This window comes from Streptomyces sp. NPDC093109, assembly GCF_040701725.1.
Lineage (GTDB): Bacteria > Actinomycetota > Actinomycetes > Streptomycetales > Streptomycetaceae > Streptomyces.
The window spans coordinates 1-19,360 of the sequence record NZ_JBFBEZ010000008.1; the positions used below are offsets into that span (position 1 = coordinate 1).

General features: G+C 71.2%; 15 protein-coding genes and 2 pseudogenes. 12 read left to right on the forward strand and 5 right to left on the reverse strand.

Annotation, left to right across the window (positions count from 1 at the left end; genetic code table 11):
• Positions 1-141, reverse strand: a 141-nt coding sequence (locus tag AB0389_RS10440; RefSeq protein WP_366395093.1) for a transposase, incomplete at its 3' end; no start/stop codon positions are given.
• A 1,027-nt stretch (positions 142-1,168) separates the two neighbouring features.
• Here AB0389_RS10440 and AB0389_RS10445 point away from each other — a divergent pair.
• From AB0389_RS10445 to AB0389_RS10470, 6 genes and pseudogenes are all read left to right on the forward strand, one after another.
• Positions 1,169-3,223: a recombinase family protein gene (locus AB0389_RS10445; RefSeq protein ID WP_366395094.1), complete on the forward strand. Its 2,055-nt coding sequence runs from the start codon at positions 1,169-1,171 to the stop codon at positions 3,221-3,223.
• Positions 3,130-4,071: pseudogene (locus AB0389_RS10450) on the forward strand (amidohydrolase family protein); the annotation flags it as partial. The gene AB0389_RS10445 and the pseudogene AB0389_RS10450, both read left to right, overlap by 94 nt.
• Positions 4,072-4,109: 38 nt before the next feature.
• Entirely contained in the window at positions 4,110-5,108 is a 999-nt protein-coding gene (locus AB0389_RS10455) for a TIGR03842 family LLM class F420-dependent oxidoreductase (RefSeq protein ID WP_366394930.1), read from the forward strand.
• 143 nt (positions 5,109-5,251) lie between these two features.
• On the forward strand, positions 5,252-6,787 hold the full coding sequence (locus AB0389_RS10460; protein ID WP_366394931.1) for an NCS1 family nucleobase:cation symporter-1: 1,536 nt from the start codon (positions 5,252-5,254) through the stop codon (positions 6,785-6,787).
• A gap of 65 nt (positions 6,788-6,852) precedes the next feature.
• Positions 6,853-7,713 carry an inositol monophosphatase family protein gene (locus AB0389_RS10465; protein WP_366394932.1) on the forward strand — a complete coding sequence of 287 codons (861 nt, stop codon included), beginning with the start codon at positions 6,853-6,855 and terminating at the stop codon, positions 7,711-7,713.
• Positions 7,714-7,877: 164 nt separating this feature from the next.
• A pseudogene (locus AB0389_RS10470) lies at positions 7,878-8,159 on the forward strand (LysR substrate-binding domain-containing protein); the annotation flags it as partial.
• Here AB0389_RS10470 and AB0389_RS10475 read toward each other — a convergent pair.
• Both AB0389_RS10475 and AB0389_RS10480 read right to left on the reverse strand, forming a co-directional pair.
• Positions 8,145-8,384 carry a hypothetical protein gene (locus AB0389_RS10475; RefSeq protein WP_366394933.1) on the reverse strand — a complete coding sequence of 80 codons (240 nt, stop codon included), beginning with the start codon at positions 8,382-8,384 and terminating at the stop codon, positions 8,145-8,147. The pseudogene AB0389_RS10470 and the gene AB0389_RS10475 overlap by 15 nt on opposite strands.
• A 15-nt stretch (positions 8,385-8,399) precedes the next feature.
• Entirely contained in the window at positions 8,400-9,113 is a 714-nt protein-coding gene (locus tag AB0389_RS10480; RefSeq protein ID WP_366394934.1) for a TNT domain-containing protein, read from the reverse strand.
• A 254-nt stretch (positions 9,114-9,367) separates the two neighbouring features.
• On the opposite strand from AB0389_RS10480, the gene AB0389_RS10485 reads away from it, so the two are divergent.
• The 5 genes from AB0389_RS10485 (at position 9,368) to AB0389_RS10505 (ending at position 15,365) form a co-directional block, all read left to right on the forward strand.
• Complete coding sequence (locus AB0389_RS10485) at positions 9,368-10,792, forward strand: NAD(P)/FAD-dependent oxidoreductase (protein WP_366394935.1); 1,425 nt, start codon at positions 9,368-9,370, stop codon at positions 10,790-10,792.
• Between the two features lie 58 nt (positions 10,793-10,850).
• Complete coding sequence (locus tag AB0389_RS10490) at positions 10,851-12,377, forward strand: PQQ-binding-like beta-propeller repeat protein (protein WP_366394936.1); 1,527 nt, start codon at positions 10,851-10,853, stop codon at positions 12,375-12,377.
• 125 nt (positions 12,378-12,502) lie between these two features.
• Complete coding sequence (locus tag AB0389_RS10495) at positions 12,503-14,020, forward strand: AlkA N-terminal domain-containing protein (protein ID WP_366395095.1); 1,518 nt, start codon at positions 12,503-12,505, stop codon at positions 14,018-14,020.
• 11 nt (positions 14,021-14,031) lie between these two features.
• Positions 14,032-14,571 (forward strand): methylated-DNA--[protein]-cysteine S-methyltransferase, encoded by a 540-nt coding sequence (locus AB0389_RS10500; protein WP_366394937.1) that lies wholly within the window; start codon positions 14,032-14,034, stop codon positions 14,569-14,571.
• Positions 14,572-14,699: 128 nt separating this feature from the next.
• Positions 14,700-15,365 carry a TMEM175 family protein gene (locus tag AB0389_RS10505; RefSeq protein WP_366394938.1) on the forward strand — a complete coding sequence of 222 codons (666 nt, stop codon included), beginning with the start codon at positions 14,700-14,702 and terminating at the stop codon, positions 15,363-15,365.
• Here AB0389_RS10505 and AB0389_RS10510 read toward each other — a convergent pair.
• Together AB0389_RS10510 and AB0389_RS10515 are read right to left on the reverse strand one after the other, a co-directional pair.
• On the reverse strand, positions 15,325-16,578 hold the full coding sequence (locus AB0389_RS10510) for a hypothetical protein (RefSeq protein ID WP_366394939.1): 1,254 nt from the start codon (positions 16,576-16,578) through the stop codon (positions 15,325-15,327). The genes AB0389_RS10505 and AB0389_RS10510 overlap by 41 nt on opposite strands.
• 142 nt (positions 16,579-16,720) lie before the next feature.
• Entirely contained in the window at positions 16,721-18,058 is a 1,338-nt protein-coding gene (locus AB0389_RS10515; protein WP_366394940.1) for a MerR family transcriptional regulator, read from the reverse strand.
• A gap of 105 nt (positions 18,059-18,163) precedes the next feature.
• On the opposite strand from AB0389_RS10515, the gene AB0389_RS10520 reads away from it, so the two are divergent.
• Positions 18,164-19,321: a glycerate kinase gene (locus AB0389_RS10520; protein WP_366394941.1), complete on the forward strand. Its 1,158-nt coding sequence runs from the start codon at positions 18,164-18,166 to the stop codon at positions 19,319-19,321.
• Positions 19,322-19,360: the final 39 nt, after the last annotated feature.

Here is a 19,360-nt window from a genome sequence, read left to right on the forward strand (position 1 = left end):
CCACTGCGCGCCCGAGCGGAACTTCCAGATCACACCCTCGAACTGCTCGCGCAGTTTCGTGGGGTACGGCCCGTACTCGCCGATCGGCAGGTACGGCTCCACGTACCCCCACTCCTTGTCCGTCAGCTGTCTCCGCGTCATACACACCGGACTACAGGACCCGCCCCCGAAGCGAGGGCGAATCCCGCAGATTGATCACGACTCGATACAGGACCTAACCGGACGGTCCGTGCTGACCACGTTGGTCGCTGTGCTGGGCATGCCGGACGTGGACCCGTCGGCGGCGGCACTGGGCCAGGTCCGGCGTCGGCTCGGATCGGCGCCGCTGTCCGCGTTGTTAGACCAGGTGCGGTGACGGCCCGAGGATGAGTTGATCATGACGGCGGGGGCTGCGGCCGGTGGCCTGGGACAAAGTCTGCGGCTTCCCCATGATCTTGCTGTTTGCGCTGGTCGAGCCCGGAAGCCGGGCACTGATCTGCGCGGCCCCTGTCCGAGGAGTCCCAGCGTACGGTGCTGTGCCGGCCGCTGAAGGCAGGGAGGATCTGCTGGCCGACCGGGAAAGCAAGGGATTCGCGGCGGGCCGGTCAGCCGCGGCCAGTGCCCTGCAAACTTCTGTGGCAGTTGGGCGCCGACTTGCAGTCACCGGTGCTGCACGCTCTTCCCGACGGCGCTTACCTGTCGGTTCTTGGCGGAACGTATATAGCCGACGATCCCCGGTTAGCGAAACCGGGGATTCTAGGGACACTTGACGTAGTCGCATCGACTGCTGGGCAGCGGTGCGATCCCCCTTGCTGGATCTCTAGTCGCTCCTGGCTGTCTCCCCCCCCATGTCCTGCGGATTGGTTGTGGAGGGCTAGCGCCTGAGGTCCGCCCCGACACGTCCCTCCGGAAGGCACCCCCGAACCATGGCACAGGACTGCTCTAATCGGTCACCCAAACATCGTGTGGCAGCAGACATTCGCGTCGATTGGCGACCGCGCGCCTTCGACCGCTCGGAACGTAGGCGGCTTGCCGACATCATCTTTGGTGCCGCACGTTCGCAGGAGGGGGAATTTGTTAAGCGGCAAACTGGTTGACTCGCAGGAAGATCGGTGGTCGGATTATCGGGACCACGAGGAGTGAGGTTTTGCAGAAGAGGTATCTACCCAAAATATCGGATCGGCGGCGCATGCTTCGTGCCGCTATCTACCTTCGCGTATCCACCGCAAAGCAGCTTCGCGGATACGGGCTCAAGGTTCAGTTCGACGAGTCGATCGCCTGGCTCGACTATAAGATCGGGAAGGGAAAATACACCTTCGAGGTGTATACCGACGGTGGCGTGTCCGGGAAGCTCGCTAACCGGCCTGACCTGACCGCGCTGAACGCGGATATCGCAGACGGCCAGTACGACCTCGTCATCTTCGGCAAGCTGGACCGCATCGGGCGGACTATGAAGGACATCCATCGCTGGGTCTACGACACCACCGATCAGGATGTCCGTGTTGCGACCGCAGACGGCCGCATCGACAGCGAAGACGAGATGTTTGGCATCCAGCTCAGCCTTCTCGCCTACATGGCAGAACTCGAGCACACCATGATCCTCGATCGAACGATGGGAGGCCGTGAGAAGAAGCTGGAGGCCGGCGGCTGGCCGGGCGGCGTCGCGCCCTTCTGGCTTGAGCTCCCCGCCAAGGGAGTGAACGGCCCCCCGACCTTGCGAGAGGACGGGATGAAGGTCCTCGAGCGGGCTGCATGCCTTCTTGTCGACGAGCGCAAAAACGCGGAAGATGGCGCTCGAAGCCTCAATGCGCTCGGATACACCACTCCGCGTGGCCTGCCCTGGACCGGTGCCAACCTCATCCGTGTGTTCATGCAGACAGCTCTCGATGGATACATCGTCTACCGAAACACAGATCACCCCCGAGGGAATTCTGTCCGTCTCGCTCCGGATGGTCAGCCCCTTTATGGGGAAACCATTCGAATCTCGGTGCCCTTGCCACTTAAGGCTGAACGTGTCGCCGAAGTAAGGAAGGCTCTCGCTCGGCGCTCCTTCGTCAAGAATGGCCAGAAAGAATATCTTCTCTCCCGGCGCGTCCAGGCTTTGTGTGGACGTCACTACATTGGCACGCATAGGGAAACCAGGGGTCGGACCACATATCGATGCAGTGGCCATCGAGACGAGAATTCGTGTTCCTGTCAAGAGATCCTTGCGGAACCCCTGGAGAGGGTGGTATGGGGAGAGGTGGCTGACACTCTGGGGGATAAGGAAAAGCTCCAAAGGCTCGCCGAGGAATGGATAGGTGAGATCCCTGATAGATCTCGATCCTATCGCGAGAGAATCGCCGAGCTCGACGATCAGATCGAACGTAATCGGCGGATGCGCAAGAAGAAACTTGTCGCGCTTGCTACGGCCATGGCGGCTGATGAAAGCGATGACGTGGAAACCGAGGAAGAGATCAGGGTCACCATTGAGGAAGTGAGGGAAGAGCTGAAAAGTAAGGAGCAACAGCTCCGGAAAATGCGTGACGACACGATGGAGTGGCTCCTCGAAGCGGAGCAGCAAGAGACTCGAGCCAATGAAATCCTCAACCTCGCTCTCCAGGCGAGGCCCGAGCTGGACGACCTTCCCGTGGAGAAGAAACGAGACCTGCTCGAACTGCTCGATGTACAGGTCGTCGTGACCAGCGAGGTCCCGGGTGCGCTTCGAAGTGGAGGCTGTCCTTTCGAGAGTTGGTTCGATCGTGAGGGCCTCCTGGTGCCGCCGCAACTCACTGAGGACCAGTGGTCGCGGGTGGAGGGTCTCTTCCCGAGGCCGAAGAAGCAGTCGAGGGTTGTTCCCCCGAGACTTGCGTTCGAGGCGTCTTTGTACAAGGTCCGGCACGGCCTGATGTGGAAGGACCTCCCGGATGAGGTCACACAAGGGCAGCGCCCCCAGGCCCTCTATCAGCGCGCACTTGGCTACCTGAAGAGCGGAGTGTGGGAGAGCGCTGTACTTGCGCTGGATGCTTCCGGTGGGACACCGGTTCCGCCCCTGTACGTACTGCCTGACCTGCACATCACCGGAACCTTCGACCCCCGCCTCAGCGGCCCCACCCGACGTGCCGTAGCCAGCGAGGATGTTAAAACACCCGAGGGCGCACCCACACATGTTTCAAGCTCTTCATGGCGTATCCCGGCGTCTTCTACAGCGACGACGGCCAGATCCTGCGGGCTATGCAGGCCGCCTCGTCCAACGGCGGGCTGATCATGATGCACGCCGAGAACGGCATCGCGATCGATGTCCTCGTCGAGCAGGCCCTGGCCGCCGGCCGCACCGATCCCCGCTACCACGGCGAGGTACGGAAGGTGCTGCTGGAGGCCGAGGCCACCCACCGCGCCATCCAGCTCGCCCGGGTCGCGGACGCCCCGCTGTACGTCGTCCATGTCTCCGCCGAGGAGGCCGTGGCCGAACTGGCCGCCGCCCGCGACAAGGGACTGCCGGTCTTCGGCGAGACCTGTCCGCAGTACCTCTTCCTCTCCACCGACAACCTCGCCGAGCCGGACTTCGAGGGTGCCAAGTACGTCTGCTCCACGCCGCTGCGGCCCAAGGAGCACCAGGACGCCCTGTGGCGCGGGCTGCGCACCGACGATCTCCAGGTGGTCTCCACGGACCACTGCCCGTTCTGCTTCACGGGACAGAAGGAGAAGGGCCGCGGCGACTTCTCCAAGATCCCCAACGGGCTGCCCGGGGTGGAGAACCGGATGGATCTGCTCCACCAGGCCGTCGTCGAGGGGAAGCTGACCCGCCGCCGCTGGATCGACATCGCCTGCGCCGCCCCGGCCCGGATGTTCGGCCTCTACCCGCGCAAGGGCACCATCGCGCCGGGCGCCGACGCAGATGTCGTCATCTACGACCCGCACACCGAGCAGACCGTCTCCGCCGAGACACACCACATGGCCGTCGACTACTCCGCGTACGAGGGCAAGCGCATCACGGGCCGGGTCGAGACTGTGCTCTCCCGGGGCGAACCCGTCATCGACCGGCGGGAGTTCACCGGTAGGGCCGGACACGGCCAGTACACCCCCCGCTCGACCTGTCAGTACCTCACCTGAACCGCGTCTCATCTGAACCATCGGGAGCGTCGCACGTCATGGACTTCGGACTCGTACTCCAGACCGACCCGCCCGCCTCGGCGGTCGTCGGTCTCATGCAGCGCGCGGAGCGCAACGGCTTCCGGTACGGCTGGACCTTCGACTCCGCCGTGCTCTGGCAGGAGCCCTTCGTCATCTACAGCCAGATCCTGGCCAACACACGGGAGCTGACGGTGGGCCCGATGGTCACCAACCCGGGCACCCGCACCTGGGAGGTGACCGCCTCCACCTTCGCCACCCTCAACGACATGTACGGCAACCGCACCGTGTGCGGGATCGGGCGCGGCGACTCCGCGATGCGTGTCGCCGGGCGCGCCCCCAACACCCTGGGCCGACTCGGCCGGGCGATGGGCGTGATCCGGGACCTGGCGGAGGGCCGGGAGGCTGTTGTCGACGGCAACCCGATCCGCATCCCGTGGATCCGGGAGGGCAAGCTGCCGGTCTGGATGGCGGCGTACGGTCCGAAGGCGCTCGCGCTGGCCGGGGAGAAGGCCGACGGGTTCATCCTCCAGCTCGCCGACCCGTTCCTCACCGAGTGGATGGTCAAGGCCGTCCGCACCGCCGCCTCCGACGCCGGGCGCGACCCCGACTCCGTCACGATCTGCGTCGCGGCGCCGGCCTATGTGAGCGACGACCTCGCGCACGCGCGCGAGCAGTGCCGGTGGTTCGGCGGGATGGTCGGCAACCATGTCGCGGACCTGGTGTCGCGGTACGGCGAGCACTCCGGGCTCGTACCCGACGCGCTGACCGACTACATCAAGCAGCGCCACGGGTACGACTACAGCCACCACGGAAGGACCGGCAACCCGGACGCGGACTTCGTGCCGGACGAGATCGTCGACCGGTTCTGTCTGCTCGGCCCGGTCGAGGCGCACATCGAGAAGCTGAAGGCGCTGCGGGAGCTGGGCGTCGACCAGTTCGCCGTCTACAACATGCACGACCGGAAGGAGGAGACGATCGACGCGTACGGGACGGAGATCATCCCGGCGCTCCGGTAACACACCGGCACCCCGCCGCACCCGCGTCCCCGGCACCCCGCACCCCGGCACCCCCGCATCCCGGCACCCCCGCACGGCCCCGCCCGCACGGCCTCGTTCGACGTCCCCGTCACCCCGCCCCTCGAACGAAGGGTCACGCCGCCATGACCGCGACCGTACCGCCCACCCCGGGACCCGATCCCATAGCCGCACCGCCCCCTTCCCGGGACCGCGTCGAACTGCCACCCGGCGCGGTCCCCGAGGACAGCCGCTACGCCAACGCCGATCTGCTGCCGGTACCGGTCGCCCGCCGCGACTGGACCACGTACAACTTCACCGCGCTCTGGGTCGGCATGGCGCACAACATCCCCTCCTGGCTGCTGGCCTCCGGCCTGGTCGACCTGGGCATGGACTGGAAACAGGCGATCCTCACGATCGCGCTGGCCAATGTGATCGTGCTGCTCCCGATGCTGCTGACCGGGCACGCCGGGCCGAAGTACGGCATCCCCTTTCCGGTGCTCGCGCGCGCCTCGTTCGGGCTGCGCGGCGCCAATCTGCCCGCGCTGGTCCGGGCGGGCGTGGCCTGCGCGTGGTTCGGGATCCAGACCTGGATCGGCGGCCAGGGCATCTTCGTCCTGCTCGGCAAGATCTTCGGCGGCTGGGCGGACGCGTCCCGGATCGGCGGGCAGCCGTGGACCCTCTGGGTCTGCTTCGTGCTCTTCTGGGCGCTCGAACTCGCCATCATCTACCGGGGGATGAACACCCTGCGGCGCTTCGAGAACTGGGCGGCGCCCTTTGTGATCGTCGGCGCGCTGGTGCTGCTCGTCTGGATCACCGTGAAGGCCGGGGGCGTCGGTCCGCTGCTCGACCAGCCCTCCGAGCTGGGCTGGGGCAAGGACTTCTGGCCGGTGTTCTTCCCGTCGCTGATGGGGATGATCGCCTTCTGGGCCACGCTCTCGCTGAACATCCCCGACTTCACCCGCTTCGGCGCGGGCCAGCGCGCCCAGATCCTCGGCCAGACGCTCGGCCTGCCGACCACGATGACGCTCTTCGCGCTGCTGTCGGTCCTGGTCACCTCCGGATCGCAGGCGGTGTACGAGGCGACGATCTGGGACCCGGTCGAGCTGGCCGCCAAGACCGACAACGTCTTTGGGCTGCTCTTCGGGCTGGTGACCGTTCTGGTCGCGACGATCTCGGTCAATATCGCCGCCAACGTCGTCTCGCCGGCGTACGACCTGGCCAACCTGGCGCCGAAGCTCATCAGCTTCCGTACGGGCGCGCTGATCACCGGCGTCGTCGGGGTCGTCATCATGCCGTGGAAGCTCACCGCCACCCCGGAGCTGTACATCTTCACCTGGCTGGGGCTGGTCGGCGGGCTGCTCGGTACGGTCGCGGGCATCCTGATCGCCGACTACTGGATCGTCCGCCGTACCGTCCTCGACCTGGCCGACCTCTACCGGCCCGGCGGACGCTACTGGTACCGGGGCGGCTGGAACCTCCGGGCGGTGGCCGCCTTCATCGTCGGCGGGGTGCTGGCGGTGGGCGGATCCCACTCCGAGCCGGGAAAGGGGCCGTTCCCGGCGGACGGCCTGATCCCGTTCCTGAAGCCGCTGGCGAACTACGGCTGGGCGGTGGGACTGGCGGTGTCGCTGGCGCTGTATGTGGCGCTGACACTCCCGGGGAGGCGGGCGGAGCCCTGAGCCGCGCCGGGCCTCCCGTACGAGGCGCTCCTGCCCTCGTCGCCGTGGCGTGATTATCTGGGGAGATGATCGATGACCCTGTGTATGGAACGGTTCCCCTGCGGGGGACGGACCAAGGCCCCGGCGTGGCCGCGGTCGAGCAAGCGGTACGCAAAGCCGCGGCCGACGAGATCCTGCCGCGCTTCCGCCGGCTCGCGGCGCACGAGGTCGTGCAGAAGACCGGCCCGCACGACCTCGTGACCGTCGCGGACCGGCGCGCCGAGGAGCACCTCACCGCCACCCTGACCGAGCTGCTCCCCGGCTCCGTCGTGGTCGGCGAGGAGTCCGTCCACGCGGACCCGGCGAGATACGACGCGCTGGGCGGCGACGCGCCCGTATGGATCATCGACCCCGTCGACGGCACCCGCCAGTTCGTACGCGGCGAGCCGAACTTCGGCACGCTCGTCGCCCTCGCGCAGGGCGGCGAGCTGCTGGCCTCCTGGACGTACGCGGCGGCGCTTGACCTGATGGCCATCGCCGTAAGCGGCCGGGGCGCGGTGCTCAACGGCGTTCCGCTGCGCTCCGGCGCCCCGGAGCCGGACGCGGTGCTCAAGGTCGCGCACTCCCACCCGGACTACACCGACGAGGCACAGAAGAACGCCCTGCTCGGACTGCGCTGCGCCGACATCGAGGCCCGCCCCTGCGGAGCGGCGGGGCTGGAGTATCTGGCCATCGCCCGCGGCACGCTCGACGCGGTGGCCTTCAACTGGGAGCTGGCCTGGGACCACGCTGCGGGCCTCCTGCTGGTGGCGGAGGCGGGCGGTACGCAGATGACGCTCACGGGCGAGCCGTACCGCATCACGGGCGGCAACGCGCTGCCCTTCACGGCGGCGCGGGACGCGGCGACGGCCCGCCGGGTCCGGGAGCGGCTGCTCGCCGGCGGATGAGCGCCGGGGGCCGGCCGCCACGCGAGAGCGCACGGCGAGCCGGTCCGGAGTACCGGCGCCCAGGAGCTCCCGCCACGTGACACGTCTTGTGTCACCCGTGCGCGACGACGAGCGCGAGCGAGGCGCCGGGAACGCAACGTTGCAGAAGACGGCCGGCCACCGGCGAACGTGACGGCCGGCCGGTCAGGATCGGCGCCGTCACCGACCAGCCCGACGACTGGCTCAGCGCGATCGCCAACGGCTACGGCATCGCGCTCACCCCCGAATCCTCCGCCCGCTTCTACGCCCGCCCCGGCATCGTCTACCGGCCCGTGAGCGGCGTCAGCCCCAGCCGGGTCGGCGTCGCCCGGTCGCCCGCCGCCGACACCGACCCGGTGGTCCAGTACTTCGTCCGCTGCTGCCTGGAGGTGTGCCGCACGGACGCGCGGCGGTCACCGGACGAGTAGCCGCAGCAGGTGCGCGCAGGCCGCCGATTCGCTCGTGTGCCGGGCGACCGTCTCGTACACCCCGCGCTCGTAGACCCCGGTCTCCCACGTCCCGCCGCTCCCCGCTTCCCGCAGGAAGAGGAAGTCGGGGGGTGTGGGCGCCGGTTCGTGGACATGCTCGATGCGGTAGTACCCGTCGGGCACTCCCGCGGCGCTCAGCGCGGCCCGCAGCGCGTACCGGTCCATGACGGCGCTGCCGCGCTACGCGGCGGACGGTGCTAGATAGCCGTTGTCCAGCAGCCACTTCACATTGAGCCGCTGGTCCTGGCCCGGGTTCAGGAACACCGGGTCCAGCTTGATCTGCTGGCCCCTGCCCGGCTGCTCGAACCACGGGGCGATGCTGCCCTGCCACACCTTGAACGGCTTGGTCACCTGGTAGACGCGGTAGTCGCACGGCACCGCGGCATCACGGGTGTTGAGGTTCTGCGGCGGCAGCGCGCGCTTCTCGTACGCGTCACCGGCCGGTGCCAGGTAGGCGCCGTACTCGGAACCGAAACGGTCCAGCTTCTGACCCGGGCGCAGCCGGGTGGCCGTCTTGTCGATCTCGCCGTTGACCTCCGCGAACCCGTCATTGGGCGGGTACTTCCAGCTGCCCGAGTCGGCCGGGCCCTCCCAGTACTTCCTGAGGAAGGCGGACGGGCTCAGCCGTCCGGTCCGCTGATAGTCCGTCAGCAGCGGCCCCACCGGCCGCTGCCACCGCTTCGGCAGCCACTTCGGGCCGAGGCGCGCGTCGCCGCGGAACTCGCCGGTGCAGGGGTCGTGCCGGTCGGCCACCACGTTCACGGCCGCGGTCGCGACCACGTCCGCGGCGGGCCGTACCTCCTCCCGCTGCTGCGGAGCCGCGTTCGCGGCGGGCGCCATCGCCAGGGCGACGGTGACGCCGAATCCGGCGAGGAGGGAGCGCATTCGGTTCACTCGGAGATTCCCTTCGGGTGCTGATGTATCGGCCGCTGACGTATCGTCAGGCGACGAGCCAGGATAACGCAGCGTTGCGTGCCGCATGCGTTCGGTGAGGCGGTGCGGATCGCGGCCGTGCCCACGGCCGTGCCCGATGCCCTGTCCGCCGCCTTCTCCGGGACCGGTATCCGGGCCGCCCGCGGCCGGGAATACGCTGGGGCTCCGGACCGGTGGCCGACAGCGCCGACAAGAGCTGACAGAGGAGTCCGAAGGTGACGTCGATGCTCGATGCGGTCGTCGTGGGAGCGGGACCCAACGGTCTGACCGCCGCGGTCGAGTTGGCCCGACGCGGGTTCTCCGTATCCGTGTTCGAGGCCAAGGACGCGGTGGGCGGCGGCGCGCGGACCGAGGAGCTGACACTGCCCGGCTTCCGGCACGACCCCTGCTCGGCCGTGCACCCGCTGGGCGTCGGCTCGCCCGTCTTCAAGACCATGCCGCTCGCCCGGTACGGACTCGACTGGCTGCACCCCGAACTGCCCATGGCGCACCCCTTCGACGACGGTACGGCCGCGGTGCTGGCACGCTCGCCCGCCGAGACGGCCGCGTCGTTCGGGCCGCGCGACGCCGGCGCGTACCGCCGTCTCGTGGCGCCCTTCCTCGGCAAGTGGGACACGTTCGCCGCGGACTTCATGGCCCTGCCGCTCACCGCGCTGCCGCGCGACCCGGTCACCCTCGCCCGCTTCGGGCTGGCCGGGCTGCCGCCGTCGACCTGGCTGATGAGCCGCTTCCGCGACGACCGGGCGCGCGCCCTGTTCGCCGGGCTCGTCGCGCACGTCATCGCCCCGCTCGGCGGGTTCGCCACCGGAGCCGTCGGGCTGGTCTTCGCGCTCGCCGCGCACGGGGGCGGCTGGCCGATGCCGCGCGGCGGCTCGCAGTCGATCTCCGACGCGCTCGCCGCGTACCTCCGTGACCTGGGCGGCACGGTCCACACCGGATACGAGGTCAAGCGGCTGGACGACCTGCCGCCGGCCCGCGCGTACATCTTCGACACGTCCCCGACCGCCCTCGCCCGGATCGCCGGACTCGGCCGGGCGTACGACGGCTACCGCTACGGCGCGAGCGTCTTCAAGATCGACTACGCGCTGGACGGGCCCGTGCCCTGGACCGCCGAGGAGCCGCGCCGGGCGGGCACCGTCCAGATCGGCCCGAGCAGCCGGGAGATCGCCACCGCCCTGCGGCAGGCGGCGGGCGGAGAGGTGCCCGAGACCCCGTTCCTGATCACCGCGCAGCCCAGCCTGGTCGACCCGTCGCGCGCGCCCGAGGGCAAGCACGTGTTCTGGGCGTACGGCCATGTCCCCAACGGCTGGGACGGCGACTTCACCGACGGGATCGAGCGGCAGATCGAGCGCTTCGCACCGGGCTTCCGGGACCGTGTCCTGGCCCGCGCCACCGCCGGACCGCCCGAACTCGCCGCCCGCAACGCCAACTACATCGGCGGGGACATCGCCTGCGGCGCCGCCTCCGGGCTCCAGCTCCTGGTGCGCTCCAAGCTCTCGCTCTCCCCGTACACCACCTCGCACCCCGCCGTCTTCCTCTGCTCCGCCGCGACCCCGCCGGGACCCGGGGTGCACGGCATGTCGGGGCACAACGCGGCGAAGGCGGTATGGCGCCGCTGGCGGAAGTGGAGCGAGGGCTGACCTGACGGGAGGCGCGCGGTGGGGGCTGGGGACACAAATGCAGGGCTGGGGGGCTCGGATGACCGATGACCGTGAACGGATGACCCGGGGCGAATTCCGGAGCGCGGCGCTGCTCGCGCTCGCCGCGGGCGTGCTGGCGGGGCTCGCCGTCCAGCTCCACTATCTGGGCTGGACCTCGATCCCGGGCAACTCCTGCGGGAAGTTCCGGCCGTGCCCCGACGGCACCACACCGACGCTCGTGCTCGCCTTCCTGTTCAGCTTCGCCGGTGTTCCCCTGGTGAGGGCGGTCTTCCTCGCCCGGAAGACGCCGCGCGGCAGGGTGGTCACGGCGCTCGTGGTCGCGGCCGGCGCCACCGCCGCGCTCTGGCCCGGCTGGCTGTTCTTCTCCTGGGTACGCGGCGATGTCGCCGACGTCGTCTGGACCGCGCCGCACGACCGGCCCTCCTCGGTACGGGCCCAGGGCAGTTGGCCGCTCGACGACGCGGTGATACGGGTACGGAGCGACGCCCTGGCGGCGTACGGGGCCGAGGACGGCGATCGGCGCTGGCGCGTCGAGGCCCCCGCGCGGGAGACCGTCTGCGCCATGAGCGACACCACGCGGGACGGGGTCGCCGTCGTCGCCTTCCAGCGTCACGAAGCCCCCTGCGACACCGTGTGGGGTGTGGACCCGCGCACCGGCGACGTCCGCTGGAAGCGGTCCCTCGGTGCCACCCGCGGGCAGCCGGGCGCCACCGACGGCCGGCTCGCCGTGGACCGCGGCACCGTGGTGGCGCTGGTGGACGACACGGTCCGCGGCCTCGGGGCGCGCGACGGGAAACCGCGGTGGACGACGGCGCTCGATCCGGGGTGCGCGCCGGTCCTCACATCGGCGGCGGGCGGCCGGACACGCGTGCTCGCCCAGTGCGCGGAGGACAACCTGTTCTCCGCCGAGCTGCTCATCCTGGACACCGCCACCGGCAAGGAGCAGGGGCGCCAGAAGCTGCCCGTCGAGCAGCGGCTGACCACCGCGCGGGTCGTGGCCGCCGAACCGTTCACCCTGTGGCTGAAGGAGGAGGACGAGCGCGGGCTGGACGCGGTCCTGGCCTTCGGCGCCGACGGCGGCGACGGCGCCGACGGCGGCGACCCGGTGACCGTGCCGCTCGCGTCCGACGAGGAGGATCTCGTCGTCGCCCCCGGATACTCCGGCTTCGACGCCCGTCCGGCGCTGCTCGCGACGGTGAGCGGAGAGACCCTGGTGGTCGCGTCCAGGAAGCCGGGCGACGACTACCCCGAGGCGCTCTCCGCCTTCTCGCTGCGGGACGGCACCCGGCTGTGGCACCAGGGGATCGGCGGCGAGGTCGAGGCCGTGACCCGGGTGGACGGGCGGAACGTGGCCGCTTACGCGGACGGAGGGCGGGCGCGCGCCCGGCTGTGGACCCTGGACTCCGTCAGCGGGGACAGACGCGAGGACGACGGCGTCAGCATTCACGACGACGACCGGCGCGTCGGCTCGTATCCGGGGCTCATACCGGTCTCCGGCGATCGGTGGGTCCTGGTCAACGCCGACGGCGACGAGGATCCACCCCTGCTCGGGCTGCGGAGATGACCCGGAGATGACCCGGAGATGACCCGGACCCGGCCCGTGGACGCGGCCGGCGGCCACAGGCTGATGTCGTTTTTCCGCCAGCCCGGCCCGTGGAGGTGGCCGATGATGGAGCCATGCGACCCGCCATGTACACCGACACGGAACGCTGCGTCAGGGCCGTCAGATCCAAGGACGCCCGGTTCGACGGCTGGTTCTTCACCGCCGTCCTGACCACCGGGATCTACTGCCGGCCCAGCTGCCCGGCCGTGCCGCCCAAGGCCGAGAACATGACGTTCCACCCCAGCGCCGCCGCCTGCCAGCAGGCCGGGTTCCGCGCCTGCAAGCGGTGCCGGCCCGACACCAGCCCCGGCTCCCCGGAGTGGAACGCCCGCGCCGACACCGTCGCCCGCGCCATGCGGCTCATCCAGGACGGCGTCGTCGACCGGGAGGGCGTTCCCGGGCTGGCCGGCCGGCTCGGCTACTCGGCGCGCCAGATCGAACGGCAGCTCCTCGCCGAGCTGGGCGCGGGGCCGCTCGCGCTGGCCCGCGCCCAGCGGGCGCAGACCGCCCGGCTGCTCGTCGAGACGACCGCGCTGCCGATGGCTGAGGTCGCCTTCGCGGCGGGATTCGCCTCGATCCGCGCGTTCAACGACACGGTCCGCGAGGTCTTCGCGCTCTCCCCGAGCGAGCTGCGCACACGCGCGGGGAGTACGGCACGCGAGGGCGGCGCGCCGGGCGCCGGCGCGTCCGCCGACGGCACGCGCGCGGCCCTCTCCCTGCGCCTGCCGTTCCGCGCCCCGCTCAACCCCGACAACCTCTTCGGCCACCTCGCCGCCACCGCGGTCCCCGGCGTCGAGGAGTGGCGGGACGGCGCGTACCGGCGCACGCTCACCCTGCCGTACGGGCACGGCATCGTCGCGCTCGCTCCCCGCCCCGACCACATCGCCTGCCGGCTCTCCCTCACCGACCCGCGCGACCTCACGTTCGCCATCAGCGGCTGCCGCCGGCTGCTCGATCTGGACGCCGATCCCGTCGCCGTGGACGAGCAGCTGAGGGCCGACCCACACCTCACGCCGCTGGTCGACAAGGCGCCGGGACGACGGGTGCCCCGTACGGTGGACGCCGCCGAGTTCGCCGTACGCGCGGTGCTCGGCCAGCAGGTGTCCACCGCCGCCGCGCGCACCCACGCGGCCCGGCTGGTCACGGCGCACGGTGTGCCGGTCGACGATCCCGAGGGCGGCCTCACGCATCTGTTCCCCACGCCCGCGGCGCTGGCCGGGCTCGACCCCGAGGCACTGGCTCTGCCGCGCAGCCGCAGGACCACCCTCACCACCCTGGTCGCGGCCCTCGCCGACGGCTCGCTGGGCCTCGGCCCCGACAGCGACTGGGAGCTGGCGCGGGCACGGCTCGGGGAGCTGCCCGGGTTCGGGCCGTGGACGGTCGAGGTGATCGCGATGCGCGCGTTCGGCGATCCCGACGCCTTCCTCGCCACCGACCTCGGCATGCGCAGGGCCGCCGCAAACCTCGGCCTGCCGGCCACCCCCGCCGCGCTCACCGCGCGCGCCGCCGCGTGGCGGCCGTGGCGCGCGTACGCCGTCCAGTACCTGTGGGCGACGGACGACCACGCCATCAACCGTCTTCCCGTCAACAACCCTCCCGCGTAAGGAGATCCGCCATGACCGCGCCCGCCACCCCCGCCACGCACGACGTCACGCACGATGTCGCGCACACCGTGATCGGCAGTCCCTACGGGCCGCTGACGCTCGTCGCCACCGGCGGTGTCCTGAGCGCGCTCTACATGACCGACCAGCGCCACCGGCCGCCCCAGGAGACCTTCGGCGTCCCCGACCCCGGGCCGTTCACCGAGGCCGTACGGCAGCTCGGCGCGTACTTCGACGGCGAGCTGACGGAGTTCGACCTGCCGCTGCGGCTCGCGGGCACCCCGTTCCAGCGCGCTGTCTGGGACCAGCTCACCCGTATCCCGTACGGCGAGACCCGTTCGTACGGCGAACTCGCCGAGGCCCTCGGCAAGCCCGGCGCCTCCCGGGCCGTGGGCCTGGCGAACGGCAGGAACCCGGTCGGCATCATCGTGCCGTGCCACCGGGTGATCGGCTCGACGGGCGGCCTCACGGGGTACGGCGGCGGCCTCGACCGCAAGAAGCGGCTGCTGGCCTTCGAGAGCGGAGCCCCGGCCGACAACGGCACGCTCTTCTGAAACGTGTGAGCGTGTGAACGTGAACGTGCGGCGGTTTCCGGGGAACCGCCGCACGGGGTCACCGGCCCGGCGCGCGCGGGCATCTACGTTGGCGCCCTACGGTGTCTCACACCCCGGGGATACGACGCATGAGCACGATCGCCACACCACCCGCCGCACCATCCGAGGAAGCCGCCGATGAACGCGAGGTGGGCCGCCTGTTCGGTCTCTCCGACGCCGTGTTCGCCATCGCCATGACCCTGCTGGCGCTCGATCTGCGCGTCCCCGACCTGGGCGCGAGCCCGCCCGACGAGGCGGTGCGGCACGCGCTCGCCGAGCAGGGCTCGCGCTATCTGTCCTTCCTGCTCAGCTTCTACATCGCCGCGGTCTACTGGCGGCGCTACCGCCACGAGACGCGGACGGTCCGGGTCGGCCGGCCGGCCCTCGTACGGTGCACGATGCTGCTCCTGCTCGCGGTCAGCGCGCTGCCGTTCGCCTCCAGTCTGCTGGGCGCCTACGGCGGCCACGCCGGGACCGCGCTCGCCGTCTACGCGGGCGTGAACGTCCTCGCCACCGTGGCCCTCCTGCTGATCCGGTACGCGGCGCTGCCCGCCGGGGACGCCGGCGCCGCGCGGGCCGCGTCCGACCGCCACGAGCTCTGGTTCGATCTGGTCGCGCTGGCGCTGGCCGTCCCGGTCGGCTATCTGATCCCCGGCCACGGGATCGAGGCGCTGTTCGCCCTGCTCGTCATCAGCGGCAGGGCCGGAGCGCTCCTCACGGGACGGCGTCGCCGGCGAGAAACGGGTCCGGCGTGAGGCCCGTCCAGCGGTGGAGCGCGGCACGGCCGGTCTGGAGCGGGCCCCCGTCGCCCGGCGCGGTACCGGCCGCGCCCACGTAGAAGCGGCCGTCGTCGAGCGCGACGAGCCCGTACTGCCCGGCCGACTCCCAGCCGTACACACCGGATTCGGGGTGGTGCAGCCCCTGGGGGAGGAGCGAGAGCAGCTGTCCGCGCTCGGGCCGCGGCTGACCGCGCAGCTCGCCCCGTACGGGCCGCTTCGAGCCGTCGACGACGAAGAGCGAGTAGGAGGGGAAGGCAGGCTTCCGGCCCTTGTAGACGGCCATCAGCCAGTTGCCGGTGTGCCCGTCGTACTCCAGGTTCTGGACGCCGTACGTGGTGTTGCCGGTGCGGACGAAGTACTTGCCGTCGGGGGCGGCGGTGCCGCTGGTGTGCGGGTCCCGCTCGGTCAGCGGGCGCTCGTACGTCCGCCAGTGCCGTACGTCGTACTGGAGCAGGACCTGGTGGTCGTTGTCCTCGCGGGCGGTGTTGGCGTAGATCCCGTACGCGACGGTGAGCAGGAGGCCGGGCCTGCCGTCGAGGGCGGGGCCGAAGGTCACCCCGTCGATACCGCTGCAACCGTAGCGGTGGTCGGGGGTGTCGGCGGTGTCGCCGTCGAAGACACCGTCGCCGTTCATGTCGGCCGTGTAGTCCTTCACGACCTCCTGGAGATGGACGGTCGAGACCACCCCGGTGGACGCCGCGTCCATGCCCATCCGGGTGATGCGGTCCCCGTCGAAGACGGCGATGTAGAACGCCTTCGCGGCCTTGTACTCGAGGGAGCCGTAGACCCTGCCGTCCCGCTCGTCGAAGTCGAGATCGCCGAGGTGGCCCGTGAAGCCGGTGACGGAGCCGAGGGGGGTGCCGCGCAGATCCGTCTTCACCAGCAGGTTGGTGAAGGAGAAGTACAGCACCCCCTTGCGGCGGTCGACGGCCATGCCCTGAAGATGCCCGGACGCCCACGCGCCGCCGTCCACGGACGCGGGCAGCGCGGGAAGGCTCCGCACGGCCGATGCGGGCGCGGCCGAGGCCGGGGCGGTGGCGCCAGGAACGGCGCGCTCCGTACCCCCGGCGGCCAGCGCCAGCGCCAGCGCCGCGGCCACCGAGACGGCGGCCGGCAGTACGGGGACGCGGGCGGCGGACGGTGCGTGCTGCTTCCTACGGTCCGTCAGCCGGCCGGGTCGCGTGCGCATGGGAGCCTCCGCGGGTCGTGGGACCCCAGGATGCTGCCCGCCCCGCGTGCACGCCGGACCAACGCGGGGTGAACGACCGAGAATGCCCCCGACGGGTCATCAACTCGCCGCCGGGGGAGCGGTTCCGTTCCGGACGGTCCGCTCAGGCCCGGCTCTCCTCGGCGGTCGGGCCGGTCTCCTCGGTGGTCGGGTCGGCGGGCAGGGCGACCGGCATCACCAGGGTGGTGAAGCTGCCCTGGTCGGCGGAGCGCACCACGACCGGCTCCGTCGCACCGGAGATCTCCAGCAGGACATCGGGCCCGACGCTCGCTTCGAGGGCCGGGACGAGCACGGCCGGGTCGAAGCCGATCCGCGGGGTCTCCTCGCCCAGCCGCACGGCGGGGAGCGCGGTCGCGCGGGTGCCGTCCGGGCGGGAGACGGTCACCTCGTCCTTGCCGAGCCGCAGCGCGACCGCCCGCGCGTCGACGTTTTCGGCGCTGCCGTCACCACTGCCGTCACCGCAGTCGCCCACGGCCGCGATGAGCGCCGCGCGGTCCACGATCACCCGGTGCCGTCGCGGCGGCAGGGCGGTCAGCATCTCCCGGTACGCCGGGAACTCGCCCTCGGTCAGGGGGATTTCCCGGGATCCTTCCCCCGTAGCCTCCGCCTTCTCCTCCGCCGTCTCCCGCGGCCCGTCCGTGTCGTGCGCCGCCGCGCCGCCCGGACCGGCCTCGATCGTCACCGCCGCGCAGCGCGCCGCCCAGGTGCCGATGCCGGCCAGCCGCTCGGCGTCCACCAGCAGCCGGCGGGGCGGGCCCTCCACCGTCAGGACCGGCTTCAGGCCGCGTACCGACAGCCGGTAGCGGTCGGTGGCCACCAGCCGTACCTCGTCCTCGTCGATCTCGACGAGGACGCACCCGAGGACGGGGAACTCCGCGCTCCGAGCCGCGGCCGGTGCCACCTGCCGTACGGCGGCGGCCAGTTCGGCGCCACCGAGCCGTACCCGGGTGGTCGGATCGGCCGCCTCGTCGTCGCCGACCCGGTCTCCGTCGCCGGGCCCAGGCATCGACCGGAGTACGGCCGCGATCGTCGCGTCGGCCGCGCGCGACCGGTTCTGTACGGTGGTCCTGTGCCGTTCGAGGACGGCGCGCGCCTCGGGCACCTCGCCGTCGAGGACGACGGTGACGTCCGCCAGCGGCAGCCCCGCCTCGCGCAGGCTCCGCAGCATGTTGGCGCGTATCTGCTGGTCGGCGCTGTAGAACCGGTAACCGGTCGTCGCGTCCACCCGGGCCGGCGGCAGGACCTGGCAGTCGTCGTAGAAACGCAGGGCGCTCGGCGCGAGGCCGACGCGCCGGGCGAAGGCGCTGATGCCGAGCAACTCGGGCGCGCCGAAAACCAGATCCACCGGGACCCCGCCCGACGGTCTGCCGCTCCCGCCGCTCCCGCCGCTCGTACCACTCGTGCCGTTCGTACCGCTCGTGCTGTCTGTAGTGCTCTCCATGGCCGCGATTGTCGGCGTTCAAGCCGCCTGAAAGTCAAACCCGGCCGCCCGGATAGGGTCGTGAGCAGCACGAGCACGTGAGAAGCGAGTGAGATATGGGGGGACATGGTGACGAACGGAGCCGTAACCAAGGCCGCACGCGTACTGATCGCGGCCGACAAGTTCAAGGGTTCACTCACGGCCGTACAGGTCGCCGAGCGTGTGACGGCCGGGCTGCGCCGGATCGCCCCCGGGGTGCCGGTCGGCACCCTGCCCGTCGCGGACGGCGGTGACGGTACGGTCGCCGCCGCCGTCGCGGCCGGATTCGAGCGGCGCGAGGTGCGGGTCACCGGCCCGCTCGGCGACGAGGTGACGGCCGCCTACGCCCTGCGCGACGGTACGGCCGTCATAGAGATGGCGGAGGCGTCCGGCCTCCAGCACCTTCCCGAAGGGGTCTTCGCCCCGCTCACCGCGACCACCTACGGCTCCGGCGAGCTGCTGCGCGCCGCGCTCGACGCGGGCGCGCGGAGCATCGTCTTCGGCGTCGGAGGCAGCGCCACGACCGATGGCGGCGCGGGGATGCTCACGGCGCTCGGCGCCCGCTTCCTGGACGCCGACGGGCAGCCCGTCGGGCCGGGCGGCGGCGGACTGCGGGATCTCGCCGGCGCCGATTTCTCCGGGCTCGACCCGCGGCTCGCCGTCACGGACACCGTCCTCGCCAGCGATGTCGACAATCCGCTGACCGGTCCCCGGGGAGCGGCGGCCGTCTACGGACCGCAGAAGGGCGCGAGCCCCGAGGACGTCACCGTGCTCGACGCCGCGCTCGTCCGCTACACCGAGGTGCTGATGACGGCCGTCGGGCCCCGCGCCGCCCACCTGGCGTTCTCGGCCGGCGCGGGCGCGGCGGGCGGCATCGGCTACGGGGCGCTGGTCGGCCTGGGGGCGCGCTTCCGGCCCGGTATCGAGGTCATGCTCGACGTCCTGGGCTTCGAGACCGCGCTGGCCGGCGCGACCCTCGTGATCACCGGCGAGGGCTCGCTCGACGAGCAGACCCTGCACGGCAAGGCCCCGGCCGGGGTCGCGGCGGCGGCGCGGGCCCGGCACATCGAGGTCATCGCCGTCTGCGGGCGGCTCGGCCTGCCCCCGGAGGCCCTCGGCCGCGCGGGCATCCGCCGCGCCTACGCGCTCACCGACCTGGAGCCGGACCCGGCGGTCTGCATGGCCGAGGCGGGCCCGCTGCTGGAGCGCCTCGCCGAGAACATCGCGCGGGACTTCCTGAGCTGAGCCGGGGCTCTCCACGCCTCTCCACGCGGAAAGGGCCCG